The organism is Secundilactobacillus collinoides DSM 20515 = JCM 1123, from assembly GCF_001435975.1.
GTDB lineage: Bacteria > Bacillota > Bacilli > Lactobacillales > Lactobacillaceae > Secundilactobacillus > Secundilactobacillus collinoides.
The window spans coordinates 122,841-138,780 of the sequence record NZ_AYYR01000054.1 but is presented as its reverse complement, the minus strand read 5'-3'; the positions used below and the strand labels follow the sequence as shown (position 1 = coordinate 138,780).

Sequence of the window (15,940 nt, the reverse complement as noted above, 5' to 3'; positions counted from 1 at the left end):
TTGCCTTGCTGAACACGTTTCGACAAGAGTGTGAAGCAAGGCGGTTAAAGGGCGGAACATAAGCGACTTTGGATTGGAAATCCCGCTTTTGGATTTCTAAGCCGAAGTTGCTTATGTAGTAGCCCTTTGCCTTGCTGAACACGTTTCGACAAGAGTGTGAAGCAAGGCGGTTAAGGGCGGAGCATAAGCGACTTTGGATTGGAAATCCCGCTTTTGGATTTCTAAGCCAAAGTTGCTTATGCAGTAGCCCTTTGCCTTGCTGAACACGTTACCCATCTGTTCCTAAACGTCGCTACTACCTATGATACATCCATTTAATCAAAATCAGTGTACCAGTGTCACGTTTTCCCTGACATGGCTTAAAATTTCTGGTACTTTGTGGCCGAGAAGGTCCATGGCCAGGTGGCGCTCGCCGTACGCGCCCATGACGAGGTGGCACACGTTGTCTAGATTGGCGAAACGGGCAATTTTTCGCACCGGATCGCCGTACATGACAGACCAGATAAAACGAATGTCTGCCTCCGCGGCCATTTCGCTGTGACGTTGCATATTGAACGTTCCCAGCGCCTCCTGTGTCTCGATCCAGGTCTCCCACTGATCCTCATCATAGGGCAGATTCTGGACTGTATCAATGACATAGATACCATAAACGGCTTTGTGCCGTTCCTCAGCAAGTTCAATGGCGTACTTAAAAATTCGGTTAGCATTCTTCGTGTTCTCCATGGCGACGACGACGTAGTTTCCCTGTTCAGGCATGCGCGGAACCTCCTAGTTTTACGACCTAATCTACTATCATAACAATAGCAAAAACCGTCCCTTCTGTCAGCCAAAGTGCCACGCATTTCTTAAATCAGTTGCATAATGAACACTTGTTCAACGCAATCATGATCATCACGTGTTGTGCCTGTCAGCTTGAACCCTAACGTTTCGTAAAAGCGAACGGCGGAAACGTTGTCGCGCAGCACCCAAAGAAATGCCGTGCGGTACTGCCGTTTTAACTGTGCTAGGGCTTTGGCCATTAATTGCTGACCCAGGCCCAGATGCTGGAATGCCGGTAATATGTATATTGAATACACCTCGCCCATGTTTGCCAGCGTTGGCGTTCGCGATGCACCATACGCGCAAACACCAACGATCCGGCCTTCATCCGTTTCCGCAACAACTGTCTGTTGCCACCGCTTTTCCGGATGCCACATATCTGTGGTCAGGCCGGCCAAGAATGCCTGGTCAAACAGTCCAGCGTAAGTTGCACGCCAAGTCGTCAAATAAATCTGCGCGATGGCTTGAAAATCATCATCCTTTCGCGCGGGTCGAATCCGCATCCGCATCAGTTCTTTCTGTAAGTAGTCTTTCTTTAGTTTAGCATGCATCATGCACGTAATTCTCTAAATTTTTAACTGATTCCGAGAAATTTCCAAGAGATAATAAAGTCCCCGGCCAGAATAAACGGGTTCTGACCGGGGACTTCTAATGTTGTAGTTCAAATTCTTTTTAGAAACGACCTAGATGACGCCTTGCGCTAACATGGCATCGGCAACTTTGTTGAACCCGGCAATGTTAGCGCCGGCCAAGTAATCGTTACCCAAGTCATATTCATCAATTGCGGCTTGCGATTCATCAAAAATATTTTGCATAATATCCTTCAAACGGTTGTCAACTTCTTCAAAAGTCCATGACAGACGTTCGCTGTTTTGACTCATTTCAAGGGCAGAAACCGCAACCCCACCGGCGTTAGCAGCCTTGGCCGGGCCGAGAAGTACGTTGGCCTTGCTGAAAGCAGCGACAGCAGCTGGTGTACATGGCATATTGGCCCCTGAGGCAACAACCGTGGCGCCATTCTTGATAACGCGATTGGCTTGGTCACCGTCAATTTCGTTTTGGGTGGCACACGGCAATGCAATGTCGTACTCAGCATCGAAGTCCCAGACGGATCCTTCATGGTATACCGCTGTTGACACGCGGTCAGCATAGTCCTTGATCCGGCCGCGTTCAACTTCTTTGATCTGTTGAACGACCTTGTAGTCAATGCCGTTTGGATCGTAAACAAAACCGTTCGAATCAGAAGCAGTCACCACAACAGCCCCTAATTCAGTCGCTTTTTGGATAGCGTAGATAGCAACGTTCCCAGAACCGGAAACCTTGATTTTCTTGCTCTTCAAACTGTCATTGTTTGCGGCTAATAACGCCTTGGTGTAATACAGCAATCCAAATCCGGTGGCTTCAGTGCGGGCTAAACTCCCGCCGTAACTGAGACCCTTACCGGTTAAAATACCACGTTCAGCGCCTCGTAAACGCCGGTACTGGCCGTACAAGAAGCCGATTTCACGACCACCGACGCCAATGTCACCAGCTGGCACGTCAATGTCCAGCCCAATGTGGCGTTGTAGTTCAGTCATGAAACTCTGACAGAAACGCATGACTTCGCCATCGGATTTACCCTTCGGATCAAAGTCACTCCCACCTTTACCACCACCGATCGGCAGCCCGGTCAGTGAGTTTTTAAAAATTTGTTCAAAACCTAAGAATTTCACGATTGAAAGATTAACGGTTGGGTGTAAACGCAAACCGCCCTTGTACGGGCCGATTGCGGCGCTATACTGAACCCGGAAACCCCGGTTAACCTGCACGTTACCAGCATCATCAACCCACGGTACACGGAATTGGAATGCTCGCTCTGGTTCGACTAACCGACCAACAATGTTGGCCTTCACGTATTCGGGGTGTTTTTCCAAAACAGGCACAATCGTCTTAAAAAAGTTATCGATGGCCTCCAAAAATTCGGGTTGGTTAGGATCTCGTTGTTCAAGTTGGGCACGAACTGATGCTAAATAGTCTGTAGCTGCTGTCAAATTAAATCAATCCTCTCGTCAGTAAAATCAGTAAATTAAAACTGTATGAAAGTATTATAGCATATTAAAAATTGCTCATAATTATGCTTAAGCCTTATTTAAATGCATTGGAAACGCGCTGTGTAAAGGATTTTGCGCGAATTGTCTCATGATATTTTAATTTTTTGTTACAAAATTGGAATATTTTGATATAGGACTTATAAAAACTGCTATTTCAGGAATTAACGTGATAGGAAGAGTGATAAACTAGCAATTGGTATAATTTGAAGCCTAAAAATATTCTTTATAGGAATATTTGAGTATTATTCGCATAAGAATTAGATAGGATTATTTGTTTGATTAACTATTTTTGATGATTTGGGCGTTTGATTGCGATTTTCTCAAGTTCGCCTGCTTTTTTGTTCTTTGTCCTTGAGATTAAATGTGCTGTTGAAGGGCACGGAACCGCACATGAGCCAATTCTGGTTCAGTTGAACGCGAGAATTCGTACCTAATGTCTGGTGATGTTTAACCGGCTGCTGCACAAGCCGCCTTCTTTCGCAAGCAACACAAAAACACCCACTAGCGCTGTATTCTAGTGGGCGTCTCATACTTTTATTTACCGTACACTCATCGTCAAGGGGGTGAGACGAGTTGGTACGACTTACCTTGGTGATACCGGCGCCTAACCGGTATCTGTGATCAGTATTTGGAGGACGCTGACCAGTTTTGCTATATAGAGAGGTGAATGGGTAATTTTGGGATTGTGTTGCAATGTTTGGGGGTTGTAACTTTGTTTGGAAATCTCTTTATTTTGGGGTGTTTATGCTTGTGAGGTGTTACTTATTTGGGAGTATTTATTACTGTTTATGCTTGAGGAATGTTGCTTATCTTATTAGTTGTTCCTAGTTAAGAGCGAGTGTGGTATCGAAAATTTCGAGTTACAGTGCGTGTTCAGTAGTTTTTCCATAAAAAGGACTTCCTTTCTGATCTGTGCTGTAGTTGTTTTGAACTTAATGTTCGAAGCCTATGTTACGGTGGCTGGCTTAATGTGAGCTTAAAATGAAATAAAGCCCTTTTTAAGTTTGGTAAGAAAAGCTTAAGCAGTTGAAATAGGGCCGTTATTGTTGGGAACCGCAGCCGATTATTCACCATACTTTTTACCAAATGATTTTAAAAAAGTGACCACTGTTACCTGGAGAACACATTGGGAGAACGTTTTGCCAAAAAAGCCGGACGCTATTCTCGGCCGTATTTTATTAATTGCCGGTGGCTGCTCATTTGCACGACACTCTTTTTGAAAACAGCAAAAAAGCATCAAGTCCCTCAACCCGATACTTCCGCCAATACTGTAAGATTTTAGAATACCTGCACGTCCAGACTAGATGGCATCCAGATGCAGCGTTGTCGTTTATACAAATAAGGCTGTTAACTCCAATTCTAGGAATTAGCAGCCTTATTTAAATGCATCGTACTCGTTTCCTACGCGTTTACGATGACTTTTTGTATCTCTCCCTAGTTATCCACTCGTGTTGCAATGAAACTACCTTGCCGCCTTGCCGTCTAAATCGATACTCCCTTAGTTTCGATTTAATTTCTAAACCTCGTGATCTACCGGCCAGCCAATAACCTTGGCTCTGCCGTTTCACTCAGTTGGTGTAAATAGGTGTCCTCAGCTTCTTCCCTAAGCTGACAGGCACGTTCATATGTGGTGACCGTCTTGTTCAACACGTACTTGCCGTTGTATCGCAGACGGGCAACATATAGTCCCGTTCGTTTGACGTATGAGACGCCGATGTGACCGGAGCGGTTTCGCTTACTGCGTCGTAGCGACGAGTAACAAATACCGTCTTCATTTTTCAGCTGTGACGCATTATTTGCCTTCATTTGAATGAACGCATCATTGTCACTGCTTCGTCTGGCTGAGTCTTCGCGTCGTAAACATCCGCAGCTCTTGGTTCTCCCTTTCCGCAAGCGGTAGGAATCCACCACGCACTCTTGACCGCAGTCACACTTACAAATCCAACGGGCATCACCATTGGCGGCGTTCAATGTCGCCCTGGCAATCACCGTTAACCGGTTGTAATGCTTACCAATTAAATCAATGGCACGCAATCGCATTTCCCCCTATCTTTGATAACCCTTAAAGTTCCCAATTGTTAATCTTGGTATGCAGCAAGCCAACGTGTCACTCCCCCGAGCTCACGTTGACGTCTTCCACGCCAATGACTGATATCAGCCACTTGAAACTGTCCTATAAATCAATGTTTCAACTGCACCGGTTCTTTGGCATCGGCGCCATTAACAATTGGCTTTAATCGGTAAGTCACCCTTATGACGAACCTCGTTGTCAAAAGATACAATGAGTTGAGATACGGTTGTGCCTCAAGCAGCAATAGATTCAATTACCCGATCACACACCGTTGTGAATCAGAGTAATAATTGCACAAGATGGTGTATAATTAGCTAGTAATAACGTGACGATTATTTTTATAATCTGTCACCTCTCTATTCCCAAAATTCTAGAGTGAAAACGCCTAAAGCTCAACCCTTTACGCGTGTGTGTTTTTTTGAAATTTTGCAAAAAACTTGCACACACAATTTGCTAATTTTGTGTAATCATTAGCGTTGGGGAGGGTGAACGGACCCGGAGGTGAACCCCACAGATGAATTATGCGACTTTGTTTAACGATGACGACCAGACCAGCTTTATTGTGCTGCACCTTTTAACCGACTCAGATTCTGGAACTGTTTCACGAGCTGAGCTGACAGAAAAGCTGGATCTGACCCGTTACCAATTAGATAAATGTTTCGATAATTTAAATAATGATTTAAGCTTGGTCGCAGGTGAGGCTCCGAGTTATGTCGATGAAACAATCCAGGGTGTTTGGCACGTCAATAACGTGACCGCGGACATGTTGCAACGGATTCAGTTGCAGTATCTGTATCGCGCAACAAAGTACGTCATCTTGGAGTATCAGTTCTTCTATTCAACACTGTCTGGCAAAACGGCCTTTGCGGAAGCAAATCACTTAAGCCGTTCCAGCTTTTACAGTGGTGAACGGGCACTGGCGAAACTATTAAAGAAGGAAAACTTCTATGCGCCAACGAGCCTGATTGAAGATCCTGAATTCACCATCCGCCTGCATCTGTTCCAGTTGTATTACACGCTGTTCAACGATATTGACGACCCGTTTCCAGATTTGGACGAACTTGTTACCCAGCTTCTGGCTGCCTATCATCGCTGTTTCAACCGGGCATTGGCGCCAACGCAGGAAATCAAATTGAGCTTCTTTTTAAAAGTGTGGCTCAAACGATTGGGTAATCAGGGTCATCTCACCGAAGACACGATTACAACACCCGTTACCGACGAGACCGCTATTGACTTTCTCGGGCAGGTTCAGCAATTACTAGGTGACACCTACGTCGTTAGTCAACAGGAACTCGATTATGTTTACTACTTCCTGTTGTCACAAGCGCTTGTGGACCCGAAAAACGACCACGTGCTTGCTGACACCTTTCCGCTAGCCAAACGATTGACAGACGATTTTATTAAATCGTTGTCCGGCGGCAGAATCATCGTCTCACGCGATAATCTTAACTGGGCCGAATTACGAAACAGCCTGTTTAGTGTCCACATGCAATATACATCGTTTTATATAGAACCAACTACGTTTACAGATCCCAGCAAAACCACATTTTTCCGAGATTTGTATCCAGCTTTCGACATTGTCATTACGAGATTCATCACGAACCTCGTGCACTCGCACCTCGTGCCAGTTAATGGCAACGGTCAGGTCAACCTGTACTTCAGCTACATGTTCTCACTGATCAACTCGGTGCCGCCGGAAGCCGTTGTCGACCGTGTTCATATCTTCGTTGATTTCTCACAGGGCTGCCTTTACAGCAGTTACGTAAAGAAATCACTCAACGCGTTTGACAATGCCAATCTCGTTTTGGAAACACAGTTAACTGATGACGTCGATATCTACATCTCAGACTTTCACTCAAAGAAGGTCACGGCACCGCAAGTTGTTTGGCAGGATCCGCCCACTCCAAATGATTGGTCGAATCTTGCGGACATGATTTTGGAACGTAAACATAGTAAATTAAAGCAATTAAGTCACATTGAAGAAGAGTCATAGGGGCATGCCAGAAAGGAGGAGCAGATGATGAAGGTCACAATTGGGGAGAAGCACGACCGCCAGCTTAGCAAATGGATCACACTGGGTGTGGCATCATCCGTGCTGTTCTTAGCGAGCCAAGCTAACCAAGGCGTAACCGCTAATGCAGATACTGGTGGTAGTACAACTAGTTCGTCAAATACAGGCACGCCGACTACGACAATGCCTAATGTCAATAATATCGGCCTGAGTTTGTCGTCAGACGGCGAGTTTACCGTTTCCGGCAACAACTGGACCCAAGTGTCTGCGAATTCCAACTATAGTATTATCGCCTACGATGTAACGAAAGACAGTACTGGCGATTATATTTATCACAAGGATTCCAAACTTGTTCTGCTCTTCAACTCTGACGAGGATCTCAGTAATGGCAGTTTTGCGTTGAATGCAGACGATGGCACTGGTGACTACGACAGCGGCAGCTTTACAACTACTAAAGTCGGTGGAAAAATTTACTCTGGCGTTTATTTGGACAGCGGTATGATAAAGGATATCGTTCAAAAAAATATCGCCGGCCACACCTCGACATTAAAATTGACGAACGGCCCGTCGACAGTGTCTGACAGTCTAAAACTCAACATTGATGAACAACTAACTGTCAATTTACCCACCCAGAATGAACAAACAGATGGGCAAAACGCCAGTACCTTTTTAGTTGGCCAGTCAGTCTCACTGAGTGATGATTTTGGTGATGACAACATTGCTGCCTATACGCTGACAGCCGATGACATCACAATGAAGGCAGATGGGTCAAGCACTGGATCTTACGAATACTACTTGAGCACGACGGGCCGCACCCATATCACAAAACTCATCAGCGAAAAATCGATTAAAAATAGTTTTGTCGATTTAAGTGCTGAGAGCACCTATGGTCAATTTGAGCTGTTAGCACAAGGCGCAAGCACTACTGGTTCTTCAAGTACCAGTTCTGCTGCTTCGACTGACGGGTCAACCTCGAGTTCAAATCCATCAACCACCTCAAACGATAACGGCAGCGGCACTGACACAGAATCCACGGGCGGAAACAGTGTTCCAACCGCAGATACTTATACCTACACAATCAATTATGTGAATAATCTGAATAGAATCGTTGACACTAAGGTGATTACAGGTACTGCCAAGAGCAATCAAACAATCGATTACAATGACTACCTGCCAAGTGGTTATGAGATTGCCAGCGGACAAGCTACCTCCGATGACCATTACTTCGATAAAGATCACACGATCAATATCAAAGTCGTTGTGTCAAATACGCTTGTTTCCGGGACTGTTGAGTACGTTGATCAAAATAACAATCAAGTCACCACTGATGCCCTAAAAGTGGCCTCTGGCGCATTACAACTTTATAGTGTCACGGTACCTTCCGGCTATGTTTTAGCTTCCGGGCAACGAACTTCGGTACCGTTTATTTGGACAAACGCCGACAGTTCAAAAAACACGCTGATAATTCATCTCATTAAGTTGGCGACCCAGGACTACGGAACTACAACCGTCAATTACGTTGATGCCGATAACGGTAAAACACTTGATTCTGAATCGTTTACCGGCATTGTTGGTACGCGTGTCCCATTTGACACGTCCACCATTGTTAGTCGTTTCTTAAAAGAAGGTTATTTGGTTCAAAGTAATGGAACGTTAGCAACCGCCTGGTACACAACACAGGGACAAACGCTAACGGTTGTGTTAAAGAAACAGGCAACCACTAAGACTGTGACGCCAAAGTCATCAGGTCGCGTCGTTCTACCATCAACTATGAAACAACCAGCTTCACAGACCACCACAAAGTCTGGCAATAACAGCACCACCCCCGTTGCATCCGCAACCCCATCTTCAACCAACGGGACGAGCACTACTCCTATGAGCAATGCATCAACAGGCACTGTATCAACTGGCGACGCCTCGCCTTCCATCAGCGAGTGCCCCCTTTGTTACTCTGACCGACGATGCTACCCCGTCTACGTCCGATGCAGCCACTCCATCTACGGCGGAATCAACGCCGCAAACGACCGCTGACACGCAGAACACATCTACAAATGAAACAACTCCAGCACAGCAAAAAGCTGCCGAAGCCGCTGCCACCCAGCAGCGGCAAATCACAGCAGCCCGCAAGGCAGCCGCCGCAAAACGCGCTGCCCATGAGCGGGTACAGCGAGAAGCCTTGAAACAGTTCGAAGATGCCAATGAACGTGATCAGTTCCAGCATCAAAGTGTCGCCTTTTCAGACAGCGGCCACTCGCACCAGCATGGTGACGGTGGCCCAGCCGGTGGCGGTGACAGTTTTACGGAATTGGCAAAGTACTTTTCGGTATTGTCAGGGAAAATTAATTTCGGACGATAGTAAAAAAGTGCCCCCTCATCATTTGAGGGGGCACTTTTTTGCCTATTTCGTCGGTTTATAGGCGCATGTCACAGCGCGACTCGCCAACGGCTGACTCATTATACGTCTTGGTCGTCTTAAACCCATGACGTTCAAAGAACAGGACTGCATCTTCATTTTTTTGAAACACACTCAGTTTCAGGTGTGGCTTTTTAGCCTTTAACGCAAACAACAGCATGCTGCCCACACCCTGTTTTTGGGCATTGGTTCTCGTATAAATACCCAACAGCGTGTTACCCAGTGTTACAGCAAATCCCAGAATTTCACCGTCATCATCAACCACCGCAGTAACATCACTTTCGCGCATCTGGCGTGCCACATTGTCACGCTGATGCCGCCAATATTCCGGTTGAATAAAATCATGACCAGCTAAATTACTCGAGAGCCAAATACTCATCAGCTGTGCCAACTGGGTGTCGTTGATAGCATCTAAATTTTTAATTTGCATCGTTTTAACCCTCTAATCTATCCTCAATCTATAACTCTGTTCTTTCTCTCATCATAAGGTAGTCTCTTTTCTTCAAAAAAGCCATCTTTTTAACTCACTTTTGCAAATTTTTTTATACTTTATCAATCCCATGAGACCAGCATTCATAGTGAATCGGTTACATTTAATCTGTTTTTAATCTTGATTTTATTTTCCTTTAATGATAAATTAATCTCATACTACAAGCGAGGTAATTGACTATGAAAAACACGAACACGTCAACTAAATCTTTAGTCATCCGGGTCGTCGTCATTTAACGTACGGGCCGTTGATTTAGTGCCCGTAATAAACAACGGGCAGTGTTGGTGCAAACCAGGGGCTGTTCATTAGGCTTCTGGCTTTTTTTATAGCATGACCCTTACTGGAGGTGAGGCCAATGAAATAACATCGCGTGACAGTACGCAAGATTACATAGTAACTAAAACAACGAAGGGCGTGACCTGTTATGTCTAAACTAACGGGTTCTGTTCAATCAGAACACCCAGTTGTTTCGCTTCAAAATGACGAACTAAGCTGATTCAACTGGGAATTGCCCAGTTCATAACTTAGCATATTAAATCTGGAGGGATTTTTAAAATGACACGTAAAATTGGTATTATCGGTATGGGTAACGTTGGCGCAGCCGCAGCACACTACGTCGTTGCCATGGGCTTTGCTGACGATTTAGTTTTGATTGACACACGGACTGAAAAGGTTGAAGCTGATGCACTGGATCTTCGCGATGCTATTGCGAACCTGCCATATCACACCAACATTTTCACAAACGACTATTCAAAATTGTCAGACGCTGACGTCATCATCTCAGCTATTGGGAACATCAAGCTCCAAGATAACCCAACTGATGACCGGTTCGCGGAATTACCATTCACCCGTGTACAAGTTCCACGTGCTGCTAAGCAAATTAAGGAATCCGGCTTCAACGGTAAGATTGTGGTTATCACCAACCCAGTTGATGTCATCACCTCGATCTACCAAGAAGTCACGGGTCTGCCAAAGAATCACGTTATCGGAACTGGGACCTTGCTTGATTCCGCTCGGATGCGTCGTTCAGTCGCTGAACAGTTAAATATTGATTCACGTTCCGTTGTCGGCTATAACTTAGGCGAACACGGTAACTCTCAATTTACTGCTTGGTCAACGGTTCGTGTACTGGGTCATCCCATTACCGAAATTGCTGAAAAACGTGGCCTAGATTTGAATGAACTGGACCATCTGGCCCGCATCGGTGGGCACACCGTGTTCCATGGCAAAAAGTACACCAACTACGGGGTTGCTACTTCTGCTGTACGGTTGGCCTACACGATTATGAGTGATGCACAAACTGAATTACCAGTGTCAAACTACCGTGAAGAGTACGGCACTTACCTTTCATATCCCGCTATCGTTGGCCGGGACGGCGTTCAGGAACAACTTCAACTCGATCTGACTGAAGAAGAACTTAAAAAGTTACAGACTTCTGCCGACTTCATCAAGACGAAGTTCGCCGAAAGTCGTGATGATATCGACTCAAACAAGTAATCCTTGCTTGCTGAAACATCAAATTTGAAGTGCAAAATTTCGATGTCTGCTTTCATGACACCCCAGCCCTTTCTCAGCTGGGGTGTTTTTGTATACCAACATTTTCAGAAAATACATCAGAATTCCCGAAAATTTCAAGACTTAGTAAACACGCGTTCAATAACAAGGATATATGACCCATATTAAGTTCTAGTATTAGGTTATTAAGTGCATTGACACATTTTAAATGTATAATAATATACTAATTAACAACATAATTGACATTATTGTTCATCAAATCACCATTTTTGAATAAATTGTACGCAATATATTTTCGGCTAAAGCATTGTATTTAAACCTTTTTCAAGTTATAATAACTGTACTCGATACTTGTAATTGAGTACTAGGCTATTGGAGACTCCCGTACAACATTCCCCTATAATTGTTGTGCGGGTTTTATTGTAGCCAGAGTGCGAAGCAAGACGCTTTGTGGGCGGAGCAGAAGTGAGGCAGCTATAGCCTACGTTACCGCTGAACGGATCACACATCTGAGCAGAGAAACGTCAAATACATAAAAACCACTACCTGATTTTTCAACTGATCAAGTAAAAAATAAACCCTAATACCTAATCATCGAAGTGTGACTGCAGCATACCATGCCAGTGTAAATATTCTGGATTAAACTTGTAAAAATCGTGTAAATGATTTATCACGAAAAAACGACCTCTCCCGCACGGAAGAGGTCGTTTTAGTATCTATTCATTTTAACTGTTAATCGTTCTTAGAAGCTGAGGAAACAGTATCTACCAGCTCGCCAATTGCAGTCTTAGCTGCAATCGGGCCGAAGGTGAAGATATCAGCTAACGAGTTCCCACCAAGACGATTCCCGGCGTGCAGCCCGCCAGCAACTTCACCGGCAGCGTACAAGCCGTTGATCTTAACACCGTCTTTATCCAAAACATGTGCGTCAGGATCAATGGTCAAACCGCCCATGGTATGGTGAATGGCTGGTCGACGCGGCGTTGCGTAGAATGGCGCGTGTTCAACCTTCAAATCGAAGACGTTCTTGCCGAATTCTGGGTCCTTGCCGGCGTCCACGTAACTGTTGTACTTGGTGACCGTATCCTTCAAGGTATCCGGATCAACATTGATCTGTTTTGCCAGATCATCCAGGGTGTCAGCCTTGAACAACCGGCCTTCTTTAACCTGTTGTTCGAGTTTTTCTTTGCTGGTGTTGTAAGCCGTTTTCTTGATTTCATTATCGGCAATCAAGTAGAACAACCCGCCATTATCAAAGGCTGCCTGAGCCAAAACATCACGTTCAGCAAATTCGTTGACGAACCGCTTCCCCTTGTTGTTGACCATCACGAAGTTGGCAGGCGGACATTGAATCCCGGAGAACAGTTCACCAGTATCCGGGTCGGAAACGGGCATCATTTGGATAAAGCCCATCCCAAATTCACCAGCGTTAACACTTTCGCCCAAACGAATCCCGTCACCAGTAATCGCTGGTGAGTTCGTCGTGGCAATGTTGTCGTCGATAGTTGACCAGTAGGTGTTGTACTTTTGAACCATCTTCGTGTTGGCACCAAACCCACCAGAAGCTAAGATGACTGCTTGAGCATGAATGGTGATGGTCTGACCGTTAGCTTTCTTGACGATAACTCCCTTGACCTGACCGTTTTCGTGGATCAGTTCAGTAACTGGGCTCTCCAACATAATTTGGCCGTTGTGGGCCTTAATGTAGTCGCCTAATGCAGAAATGTAGCCGAAACCAGCTTCTTTAACTGGTTTGTGACCACGCCGCCAAAGGGCACCTACGGGCATCGTTACTTGTGAGTAGTCAAAGTCAACGCCAATCTTATCCAGCCACTTTTGTGAGGCCAGTGCATTGTCGGTCAACTTCTTGACCAGCGGGTACTTCCCGAAAATCCGGTTACCCTTCAAATCGGTCCGTACGCCACCCAAGTATGTTTGGATCCGGTGCAATTCAACGGAATCAAACAGGTATTCGTGGCCGGACTTCTTAGTATCTGCTAGGTAGTCGGTAATTTGTTGTTGTAACGTCTTAAAGTCGGCTTGATAGTCGGCGTCAATATCGTTAACGTCCATGTCCAGAAAGGCTTGCAGGGACTTGTCTTCACCAGGAAGAGCGTCAAACTTGTTTTGCCACTGTGGGTCGGCAGCGTTCATTGGACCGCCGGCACGAACGGTGTTGCCACCAAGAGCAGCGGTCTTTTCAAGTAAAATAACCTTCTTGCCCTGATCCAAGATAGTAGCAGCTGCTGATAAGCCAGCGCCCCCGCCACCAATCACAGCAACGTCCGTTTCAATGGTCTTATCTTCGGTATCAGCATTCGGGTTCACATATTTTGCACGTGCCTTCAATGCATCCGGATTCCCACCAGCTTGTTTAACGGCTTCGGCAACCCCGTTGATAATCCCGTGACTGGTGTCAGAAGCACCGGTAACCACGTCAACGTTCAAGGTTTGGCCGGCAACGATTTCAGCTGGCAGCTTCACATAAGCTGTGTCACCGATTCCCTTTGTTTCAGTGTCACCCTTCACTTCAACGGCTTCGATCCGATCGTCTGACAAAGTAACGTCCAGTGGGAAGTCACCGTTGTGACCCTTAGCCTGAACCGTGTACTTGCCAGCCTTGAAATGCTGGTCATCCTGTGCTGGGACGGCAATTGGTGACGCTTCTTCGGTCTTGGAAGCGCTGGTCGTGGCATCAGCAGCACCATCGGCTGCGTCGTCGACCGGTGCACCGGTCTCCTCAGAAGCTGCGGTCGTTGTGTCAGCAGCTTCATGCTTTGACGCACCGCTGGTCACATCCGCAAAAGCGCCGTTTTCAAACAGGCCGATAATGTGTTCAACACTCCCGGTAAATTCAATGGTGCCAAGGTAGGATCCGTCCACGTCGCGCAGGGCGTAGTACTGGATCAGTGTCCGGTGACCATGCATAATCAGTGGGCGCTCCACCATGTCCTTTGACCCATCTTTAAAGCTGTTAATAATGGCCTTCACTGCAGGCAAAGCCTTCGGTGGGTGACATTCATCGACAGTTTCACCAATTTCATTGACGTGACGCACATGTTCACGGTTTGGTTTATCTGAGTACCAGGCAAAGTGGTCGGTACGGTCAATTAAATCAATTTCAAACGGAATGGTACTAAAAATTTGTTGGGCTTCCTTAAAAGTCAAACGGCCTGTAGGGAAGTTAATGTAAGCCTCGTTAACGAATGGTTGTTTTAAAGTCACAAGATCATCCTCCTTCGTACGACTTTCGAGTGCATCAATCAGCTGAATAAAGCTGGTAAAGCTCTCTTCCAGATTCTTCACGGCGGCGGCATCGGTAATGTTGCCATCCTTAGTAAAGTTGTTGGCCGCTTTGCCGACCAGTACTTCATGGCCGGACAGAACAGCAGCGTTACAGTCAGGCGAAGCCAAAATGGCCCGCACTTGTTCCTGCGCTCTTGAGGTTGCCTGGGTGCCGTACGACACCCCAACAACCATGGTTGGCTTTTCTTCCAAAATATTCTTTGGATTGTAGAACAGCCACTCAATAGCGCTGATCAACGCTGCTGGAATGGCGTGGTCATATTCGGGACAAGAGAAGATAACGCCATCCGCATTTTTAACGGTCTGCTTGAACTTCCACACTTCCATGGACTGCTCTTCGTAGGGCTGATCCTGGTCGAATGCTGGCAGCTGAGCAATTTCCAGCACGTCAATGTCTGCTAACTGCTTAAAATGTTTCTTCATATATTTCAGCAGCAGCCGGTTGTAAGAAAAGTCGGCGTTGGTGCCGACAATGGCAGCAATTTTCATTATGCTTCCTCCTTACTTGCATTTTTGTGTCCAGCAAACGTGATGAAATCGCTGAAACACGATTCAAGAAACTTAACAGTGCCCTCATCCTTCAGGTCACCGTTGTCATCAAATGCGGTGTTGCCGTTACCCAGCATAAATTCGTTGCCCTGCCAAGCTTCAGCGTTAACGCCGGGGGAGTTTAAAATCCCGCGCAGTGCCATTTGAGCCCGGGAACCCCCCTGCGGCTTTGATGAAACACTGACAATCATGACGGGCTGATTAGCCAGTGGATGCAGGTTATACGACAGCCACTCAATGACGCTCTTCAATGAAGACGCCACGGTGTGTGCGTGCTCGGCACAGCTGATGATAACAGCGTCCGAGGCTTTGATTTGGTTAGCCAGGTCAATGACTGGTTGGGGGTCACCGCCAGGATAATTTTCGTTAAACATGGGAATTTGGTCGATATCTGCCACCGTAATATCCTGGTCGTCAAAGTGACGCGCCATAAATTTCAGGAGTTTGCGGTTGGAAGAGTGTTTCGAATTCGACCCAACAATTGCCGTTATTTTCACAGCATTCACCTCTACTTATTTTGATTATTAAAACCAACACCGCGATTCTGCATACTGCGCAGTCACGGGTCAAACGATTTTCAGAAAGCGTGATTGAAATCCGACAGGGTGCGACTGAACTATCTGTTATCTAGTGAGCATAAAATTAAAACGCTTTCTTATCTATTTTGACACTACCA

Annotated in this window: 9 protein-coding genes and 2 pseudogenes; 3 read left to right on the top strand and 8 right to left on the bottom strand. The window is 45.9% G+C overall.

Annotated elements, in window-relative coordinates; genetic code table 11:
• Window positions 1-324: 324 nt before the first annotated feature.
• The 4 genes from FC82_RS10075 to FC82_RS10060 form a co-directional block, all read right to left on the bottom strand.
• On the bottom strand, window positions 325-756 hold the full coding sequence (locus FC82_RS10075; protein WP_054761297.1) for a universal stress protein: 432 nt from the start codon (window positions 754-756) through the stop codon (window positions 325-327).
• Between the two features lie 89 nt (window positions 757-845).
• Window positions 846-1,373 (bottom strand): GNAT family N-acetyltransferase, encoded by a 528-nt coding sequence (locus FC82_RS10070; protein ID WP_054761299.1) that lies wholly within the window; start codon window positions 1,371-1,373, stop codon window positions 846-848.
• A gap of 129 nt (window positions 1,374-1,502) precedes the next feature.
• Window positions 1,503-2,849 carry an NADP-specific glutamate dehydrogenase gene (gdhA, locus tag FC82_RS10065; RefSeq protein ID WP_056996906.1) on the bottom strand — a complete coding sequence of 449 codons (1,347 nt, stop codon included), beginning with the start codon at window positions 2,847-2,849 and terminating at the stop codon, window positions 1,503-1,505.
• A 1,590-nt stretch (window positions 2,850-4,439) separates the two neighbouring features.
• Window positions 4,440-4,943, bottom strand: a complete 504-nt coding sequence (locus FC82_RS10060; protein WP_054761303.1) for a hypothetical protein — start codon at window positions 4,941-4,943, stop codon at window positions 4,440-4,442.
• Between the two features lie 551 nt (window positions 4,944-5,494).
• Between FC82_RS10060 and FC82_RS10055 the strand changes: the two genes are divergently transcribed.
• Together FC82_RS10055 and FC82_RS10050 are read left to right on the top strand one after the other, a co-directional pair.
• Window positions 5,495-6,973, top strand: a complete 1,479-nt coding sequence (locus tag FC82_RS10055; RefSeq protein ID WP_054761305.1) for a hypothetical protein — start codon at window positions 5,495-5,497, stop codon at window positions 6,971-6,973.
• Between the two features lie 27 nt (window positions 6,974-7,000).
• Entirely contained in the window at window positions 7,001-9,022 is a 2,022-nt protein-coding gene (locus FC82_RS10050) for a mucin-binding protein (protein ID WP_056996905.1), read from the top strand.
• A 380-nt stretch (window positions 9,023-9,402) separates the two neighbouring features.
• Here the strand turns inward: FC82_RS10050 and FC82_RS10040 are convergent, their stop codons facing one another.
• Window positions 9,403-9,834, bottom strand: a complete 432-nt coding sequence (locus FC82_RS10040) for a GNAT family N-acetyltransferase (protein WP_054761310.1) — start codon at window positions 9,832-9,834, stop codon at window positions 9,403-9,405.
• A 615-nt stretch (window positions 9,835-10,449) separates the two neighbouring features.
• Between FC82_RS10040 and FC82_RS10035 the strand changes: the two genes are divergently transcribed.
• A complete protein-coding gene (locus FC82_RS10035; protein ID WP_054761312.1) occupies window positions 10,450-11,391 on the top strand; it encodes an L-lactate dehydrogenase in 942 nt (313 codons plus the stop codon).
• Window positions 11,392-12,141: 750 nt separating this feature from the next.
• On the opposite strand, the pseudogene FC82_RS17480 reads toward FC82_RS10035, so the two are convergent.
• The 3 genes and pseudogenes from FC82_RS17480 to FC82_RS10025 form a co-directional block, all read right to left on the bottom strand.
• Window positions 12,142-14,046: pseudogene (locus FC82_RS17480) on the bottom strand (flavocytochrome c); the annotation flags it as partial.
• Between the two features lie 225 nt (window positions 14,047-14,271).
• Window positions 14,272-15,204 (bottom strand): annotated as a pseudogene (locus FC82_RS17475) (NADPH-dependent FMN reductase); the annotation flags it as partial.
• Window positions 15,204-15,761 (bottom strand): NADPH-dependent FMN reductase, encoded by a 558-nt coding sequence (locus tag FC82_RS10025; protein ID WP_054761314.1) that lies wholly within the window; start codon window positions 15,759-15,761, stop codon window positions 15,204-15,206. The gene FC82_RS10025 and the pseudogene FC82_RS17475, both read right to left, overlap by 1 nt.
• Between the last annotated feature and the right edge of the window lie 179 nt (window positions 15,762-15,940).

Coding starts and splice junctions, on each gene's coding strand:
- FC82_RS10075 (WP_054761297.1), bottom strand. CDS start 756: ATGCCTGAACAGGGAAACTACGTCGTCGTCGCCATGGAGAACACGAAG.
- FC82_RS10070 (WP_054761299.1), bottom strand. CDS start 1,373: ATGATGCATGCTAAACTAAAGAAAGACTACTTACAGAAAGAACTGATG.
- FC82_RS10055 (WP_054761305.1), top strand. CDS start 5,495: ATGAATTATGCGACTTTGTTTAACGATGACGACCAGACCAGCTTTATT.
- FC82_RS10050 (WP_056996905.1), top strand. CDS start 7,001: ATGAAGGTCACAATTGGGGAGAAGCACGACCGCCAGCTTAGCAAATGG.
- FC82_RS10040 (WP_054761310.1), bottom strand. CDS start 9,834: ATGCAAATTAAAAATTTAGATGCTATCAACGACACCCAGTTGGCACAG.
- FC82_RS10035 (WP_054761312.1), top strand. CDS start 10,450: ATGACACGTAAAATTGGTATTATCGGTATGGGTAACGTTGGCGCAGCC.